The organism is Candidatus Magnetaquiglobus sp., from assembly GCF_058402785.1.
The window spans coordinates 22,279-30,044 of sequence record NZ_JBZVFG010000047.1; the positions used below are offsets into that span (position 1 = coordinate 22,279).

Consider the following 7,766-nt stretch of genomic DNA (forward strand, 5'->3'; position numbering starts at 1 on the left):
GCCATGGACCTCCCTTCGGGATTTCCATGGCACGTAAAAAATGGCAAGCGTGTGAAAATCGTGAAAAAATGGGTCAAGTCTGATGCAGGGGTGCCGATAAGGCGAATTGTGGACTCTTGTTTCCCTGCGACATCGCCCCCCTGGGGTGCGCCCGAGGTGTCAATCACGCTGTGAATGGTTGTTGCGAAATGCCGGATTTCTGACGCTTGGCAAGGGCGCGCGGTTGATTTCAATTGACCGTGGTGTCAAATGTGTGGTATTGCGTCAAGGAATTGCGCCTCGGCATTTCTCGAATATTCTTTTTTGTTACCCATATGATATTTTTTTCTGTCGCGCCTGATTGCGGCATGGTGCTCACAGATTACGGTTGCCGCGGGGACGCTCAAAGAGGAGTTTAAAAACGACATGGCTGCCACATCGACCATCATTCAGATGTTGTCCACCACTCAGATCGGCAATCTGACCACCACCTCCCTGGCCACATTCTCCGCGACCGAGCTGAGCTATCTGACCACCACCCAGGTCAGTTATCTCAAGACCACCAGCATCGCCAACCTGAGCACCGCGCAGATCGGCGGATTCACCGTCACGCATGTGGGGGTTTTGAGCACCACCCAGGTGTCGGCGCTCACCTCCACCCTGGCCGGCGCCCTGACCGCCACCCAGATGCCCGCCCTGACCACCACCAACGTGGCGGCCCTGACCACCACCCAGGTGACCGGTCTCAAGAGCGCCCAGGTCGGGGCTCTGACGGCGACGCAACTGGGGGTGATCAACACCACCCGCATCGCGGTTCTGACCACCACGCAGTTGGGCGGCCTCAAGACCACCCAGGTGAGCGGGCTCTCCACCACCCAGGTGGGCATCCTGAACACCACCCAGCTCGGCTCCCTGACCGCCACCCAGCTCGGCGCATTGACCACCACCGGGGTTCGCACCCTCTCCACCACCCAGGTGAGCGGGCTTTCCACCACCCAGATCGGCGGGATCACGGTTACCCAGATGGGTGGTCTGACCACCACGCAGATCAATTCGCTCTCCACCACGCAGATGAGCGGGGTGAAATCGACCCAACTGGCGGCCTTCACCACCACCCAGGTGGGTATTCTCTCCACCACCAAGATCGGCTCCCTGAATACCACGCAGGTGGGTGGATTGAGCACGTCGGGCATCGCCGCCCTGACCACCACTCAGGTACGCGCCCTGACCTCGACCAATCTGGCCAGGTTGAACGCGACCCAGTTGTCCGCCCTGACCACCACCAACGTCGTGGCCCTGACCACCACCCAGGTGACCGGCATCACCGCCACCCAGATCGGTCTGTTGAGCGTCACCCAATCCTCGGCCCTGACCACCACCGGGATCGGCACCCTCTCCACCACGCAGTTGGCCGGGCTCAAGTCCACCAACATCGCGGCGATGAGCACCACCCAGACCGGGATTTTGTCCACCACCCAGATCCGCACGCTCTCCGCGGCCCAGGTGGGCGGTCTGAACACCACCCAGCTCTCGGCAATGACCACCACCCAGATGGGGGTCATGAACACCACCCAGATCGGCACCCTGACGGTGACCCAGATCGGCGTGCTCACCACCACCAAGCTGGCGGCCCTGACCACGACCCAACTGTCGGGTGTCAAATCCACCCAGTTGGCCGGCATGTCCACCACCCAGCTGCGCGGCCTCACCACCACCGAGATCGCCTCGCTCTCCAGCGGGCAGGTGGGCGGCTTGTCCACCCTGGGGCTGGCGGCGTTGACCACCACCCAGTTGAACTCGTTTGCCACCTCCTCCTTGGGCGCGTTGAACGCCACGCAGGTGGCCGCCATCTCCACCACGGGTCTGGCCTCCATGACCACGACCGTGCTGTCGGGTCTGACCGCCACCCAGGTGGGTGCATTGACCACCACCCAGGCCGGCGTGTTGACCACGACCGAACTGCGTGCCCTGACCACGACGCAGCTGGCCGGATTGAAGTCCACCACCATCGCGGTGCTGACCACCACCAAGGTCACCAGCCTGACCACCACCCAGGTGGGTTCGCTCTCCGCGACCCAGGTGATCGGCCTGACCACGACGCAGATCTCCTCCATGACCACGACCCAGGTGGGGGGCATGGGCACCACCCAGGTGGGCGCCCTCACCATGACCCAGCTGGCCGGCATGACCACCACCGCGGTCGGCACGTTGAACACCACGCAGCTGACCGGCGTCAAGGCGACCCAGCTTGGCGCGTTGACCACCACGCAGTTGCGCGCTCTGACCACCACCGGTCTGGCCTCCCTGTCCACCGTCCAGTTGGCCGGCCTGACCTCCACCGAGGTGGGCGCTCTGACCACCACCATGCTGCGCGCCTTCTCCACCACGCAGATTCGCGGGTTGAGTTCCACCCAGGTGGGTGCCCTCACCACGACCGGACTGGCGCAGTTGACCACCACGCAGATGACCGGCGTCACCGCGACCCAGTTGGCCGCGCTCTCGCTGACCCAGGTCGGCGTGTTGACCACCACCGGGCTCCAGAGCCTCTCCACGACCCAGTTGGCGGGTGTCAAGACCACGCAGCTGGCCGCGCTGACCACGACCCAGGCCGGGATTCTCTCCACCACGCAGCTTGGTGGTCTGGCGACCGCCCAGGTGGCCAGTCTTTCGACCACGGCGTTCCGTAACCTCACCACCACGCAGCTCTCCGGCCTGTCGGCGGCCCAGGTGGGTGCCCTGACCGCGACGCAGATGGGGGTGATGAGCACCACCATGATGAATGCGCTCTCCACCACCCAGTTGGGCGGTCTGAGCGCCACCGATTTCGCGTCGCTCTCCACGACGCAGATCAGCACCCTGACCACCACCAAGATCGCCGCGCTCAACACGACGCAGATCGGTGGCCTGAAGGCGACCCAGGTGTCGGGTCTCTCCACGACCCAGGGGAACATCCTGACCACCACGCAGCTGGGTGGCTTCAACGCGACGCAGGTGGCTTCGTTGAGCACCACGGTTCTCAACGCGATCAGCACCACGCAGATGAGCGGTCTGAACTCGACGCAGATCGGAGCCATGACCACGACCCAGGCCCTGGCCCTGACCACCACCAAGCTCGGCGCCTTGAACACCACCCAGATCGGGGGGCTCAAGACCACCCAGCTGGCGGTGCTCACCACCACCCAGGCGCGGGTTCTGACCACCACGCAGCTCGGCACGATGAACGCAACCCAGGTGGGCGGTCTGACCACCACCAATCTGGGCACCCTGACCACGACGCAGATGTCCGGCTTCGGCACGACCCAGATGGGTGCGTTGAGCGTCACCCAGGTGCGTGGTCTGTCCACCACCCAGCTTGCGACGATGAGCACCACGCAGCTTTCCGGCGTGAAGTCCACGCAGCTGGGCGCCTTGACCACGACCCAGTTGTCGGGTCTGACCACCACGGGTCTGGCGTCGTTCTCGACCACGCAGATCGGCGGTCTGACCTCGACCGAGATGATGGCCTTCTCGACGACCCAGTTCGGTTATCTGACCGCCACCCAGCTCGGCGCGTTGACCGCGGTTCAGGTGACGGGCATCTCCACCACGCAGATGGCGCGGTTGACCACCACGCAGCTTGGCGGCATGACCTCGACCCAGTTGGGCGGTCTCACCACCACCCAGGTGGGTGTGATGACCACCACCGATCTGCGTGCCATGACCACGACCCAGATCGCGGGGGTGAAGTCCACGCAGCTGGCGACCCTGACCACCACCCAGAGCGGCAACCTCTCCACCACGCAGATCGGGGTGTTGAGCATTGCCCAGCTTGGTGGTCTGACCACGACGGCGGTGAGCGTTCTGACCACGACCCAGCTGTCGTCCCTGACCGCGACCCAGATCGCCGGACTCTCCACGGTCCAGGCGCGCAGTCTCACGACCACCCATGTGGGTGCCTTGAACACCACGCAGTTGTCGGGTGTGAAATCCACGCAGTTGGCCGCGCTGACCACCACCCAGGTGCGTTCGCTGACGACCACCGGCCTGGCTGCGCTCTCCACGATCCAGATCGGCGGCCTCACCAGAACCGACATGGGCGCGATGTCCACGACCCAGTTCGCGGCTTTGACCACGACCCTGGTTGGTGCCCTGAACGCCACCCAGGTGGGCGGCATGACCACCACGAGCGTGGCCGCGTTGACCACCACCCAGTTGAAGGGGCTCTCCTCGACCTCGCTGGGGGCGCTCTCCACCACGCAGATGCTCGTGTTGACCACCACGGGTCTCAACACCCTGACCACCACGCAGTTGGCGGGTCTGAAGAGCACGCAACTGGCGGGTCTGACCACCACCCAGTTCCGCGGTCTTGGCACCACGCAGTTGGGCGGGCTCTCCTCGACCCAGTTGGGCGGGTTGGGCGCGGCGGGCATCGGTGCGATGAGCACCACGCAGATCGCCAACATGAGCACCCAGCAGCTCGGTGCGATGACGGCGACTCAGCTGGGCGGCATGAGCACCACCGGCATGGCCACGCTCTCCACCACGTTGCTGGGCGGCTTCAAATCCACGCAACTGGCGGCGTTGACCACCACGCAACTGTTGTCCATGACCACCACGGGTCTGGCCGCGTTGAGCACCACGCAGCTCGGCGGTCTGACCGCCACCCAGATGCGCGGCATCTCCACGACCCAGCTGGGCAGCTTGAAGACCACGCAGATCGGTGGTCTGAACGCCACCCAGGTGGCCAGCCTCACCACGACCGGCCTGACCAGTCTGACCACGACGTTGTTGGGTGGCCTGACCTCGAGCCAGTTGGGTTCGTTGACGGCCACGCAGACCGCGATCATGACCACGACGCAGGTCAAGGCGCTGACCACGACCCAGATTGGCGGTCTCAAGTCTGCGCAGCTGGCGGTGATGACCACCACCCAGACCAGCACGTTGACGACGACCCAGGTGCGGGCGATCTCCTCGACCCAGGTGGGTGGTTTGACCACCACGCAGATCGGCGTGATGACCACGACCCAGATGGGCAACCTCACCTCCACGGCTTTGAGCGGTCTTGCCTTGGCCCAGTTGGCGGGTCTGACCACCTCGAGCGTGGCCACGTTGAGCACCACGCAGCTGACCGGGATCAAGTCCACCCAGTTGGGCGGCCTGACCACGACCCAGCTCAAGAGCTTGACCACGACCGGGCTCAAGGCGCTCTCCACGACCCAGATCGGCGGTTTGACCTCGACCGGGATGGGTGCGTTGACCACCACGCAGTTCTCGGTGCTGACCACCACCCTGTTGGGTGCATTGACCTCGGCCCAGGTAGGGGGTGTGACCACCACCGCGATCGCCGGCATGACCACGACGCAGTTGTCGGGCATGACCTCGACGCAGTTGGGCAGCCTGACCACCACCCAGGGCAATGCTCTGACCACGACCGGTCTCAAGGCGCTCTCCACGACCCAGATCGGCGGTTTGAAGAGTTCGCAGCTGGCGGCTTTGACCACCACCATGACCGGCATTCTGACCACCACGCAGATCGGTTCGCTGGCGTCGGCGCAGGTGACGGGTCTGAACACGACCCAGTTGAGCAGCCTGACCACGACCCAGTTGGGTGCGTTCAACACCACGCAGATCGGGGCGCTTTCCACGACCCAGACCGGTGGGTTGACCACGACCGAGATCAAGGCGTTGACCACCACCCAGTTGACGGGTATCAAATCCACGCAGTTGGGTGCCTTGTCGGTCACCCAGATGCAGTCGTTGACCACCACGGGCTTGGTGTCCCTGAACACGACGCAGATCGCGGGTCTGACCAGCACCACCATGGGTGGCATGACGACCACGCAGTTGGGCAATCTGACCGCGACCCAAATGGGTTCGTTGAGCGGGGTGCAGATGGGCGGCTTGACCACCACGGTGATCGCGCTGCTCTCCACGACCCAGGTGAGCGGGTTGACCTCGACTCAGGTGGGTGGATTGACCACCACCCAGATGCGGGTGATGACCACCACCGATCTGAAGGTGTTGACCACCACGCAGGTGGGTGGTCTGAAGTCCACGCAGATCGGCGCCTTCACCACGACGCAGTTTGCGATCATCACCACGACGCAGATCGCTTCGATGAGTGCGACGCAGGTGGGTGGCATCTCGACCACCGAGATCCAGGTGATGACGACGACCCAGTTGGGTGCGTTGAACACCACCCAGGTGGGGGGTCTGTCCACGGTTCAGGCGGGCAGTCTGACCACGACGGAGATCAAGGCGTTGACCACGACCCAGTTGACGGGGATCAAGTCCACGCATCTGAATGCCCTGTCCACCACGCAGTTGACGGGTCTGACCACCACCGGCATCGCGGTCATGAGCACCACGCAGTTGCGCGGTCTGACCTCGACGCAGTTGGGGGCGATGAGCACCACCCAGGTGAACGGCATGACCAGCACGCAGTTGGGCGGCATCACCGCGACGACGCTGAGTGGTTTGACCACCACGATGATCGGCGTGATGACCACCACGAATATCGGTGGTCTGGTGGCCACGCAGTTGAGCGTGTTGAGTCAGACGCAGTTGAACGCGCTGACCACCACGGGTCTCAAGGTGTTGAACACGACCCAGCTGGGCGGTCTGAAATCCACCCAGGTGGCGGCGTTGAGCACCATCCAGGTGGCGTCCATGACCACCACGCAGATGAGCGGTCTGACGTCCACGCAGATGGGCGGTCTGGAGTCCACGGACGTGGCTTATCTGACCACGACCCAGATGGGCATTCTGACGGCGACCCAGTTGGGTTCGCTGACCACCACCTCGGTGGGTGCCCTGACGACCACGGATCTGCGTTATCTGACGGCCACGCAGTTCGGTGGCATCAACTCGGCGCAGATGACCGCGTTGACCTCGACCCAGGTGTCGGTGTTGACCACCACCCAGGTGGCCTCGTTGACCTCGACGCAGGTGCGTGGATTGGAGTACATCGACATCTCGTACCTGACCACCACCAACATTTCGGTCCTGACCACGACCGCGTTGGCGGGTCTCACCTCGACGCAGGTGAATGGTGTGACCTTGGGTGGTGTTCAGTATGGCGGTTTGACCATGACGCAGCTTGGTTCGTTGAATTCGTCCCAGTTGAGTGCGGTTTTGGGGGTGTTGGGTTGATCGATCGATAAACCCTTTGACAAGTAGGTGATTCTGGCCACCGGCCAGGTCCGCTCCGGGGAGTTTGGGGCGGGTCTGGCCGGTGTTTTTTTGGGGGTGTGGGTTTATGGGGCCAATGGTCTCTGGGGTTCGGGGGCCAATGGCCCCTGGTGGGGTTCGGGGCGAAGCCCTGAGGTTTGATATCCAGGGGCCAATGGCCCCTGGTGGGGTTCGGGGCGAAGCCCTGAGGTTTGATAGGGTGGGGTCCAGGGGCCAATGGCCCCTGGTGGGGTTCGGGGCGAAGCCCTGAGGTTTGGTTTTTGATTGTGTGACTTTGACTTTCGCGCGCTTTTCACGATAAGCCCTTTTTCGCGTCTTTTGCGAAAAAGGGCGCAAGCGCGCGGTCTTATGTGCCCTGGGTCGTTGCCGGTTTTGGGCAACGACCCAGGGCGAATTGCATGTCATCGACCAAGCCGCCTCCGGCGGCCTGTTCTGGCAAGGGTTCCAAGGAGGTGTTTTGCAAACAGCGCAAAACACCTCCTTGGAACCAAGGCGGCGCGCAGCGTTTTTTTCGCAAAAGGCGCGAAAAAAACGCTTTTTTGTAGAGCGCGCTAAAAGCTAAAGACCAAAGACCAAGACCAAAGACCAAGACCAAAGACCAAGACCAAAGACCAAGA

General features: G+C 63.3%; 2 protein-coding genes. One reads left to right on the top strand and one right to left on the bottom strand.

Translation table 11 applies throughout. The features are described 5' to 3' along the window. Positions 1-405 precede the first annotated feature (405 nt). Complete coding sequence (locus ACV4UY_RS13580; RefSeq protein WP_491608122.1) at positions 406-7,110, top strand: ice nucleation protein; 6,705 nt, start codon at positions 406-408, stop codon at positions 7,108-7,110. A gap of 385 nt (positions 7,111-7,495) precedes the next feature. Here ACV4UY_RS13580 and ACV4UY_RS13585 read toward each other — a convergent pair. After that, a partial coding sequence (locus ACV4UY_RS13585) for a hypothetical protein (RefSeq protein WP_491608123.1) occupies positions 7,496-7,766 on the bottom strand: 271 nt, incomplete at its 5' end.

What these genes read in the sequence shown, in the direction of transcription:
- ACV4UY_RS13580 (WP_491608122.1), top strand. Translation starts at nt 406, where the DNA reads ATGGCTGCCACATCGACCATCATTCAGATGTTGTCCACCACTCAGATC.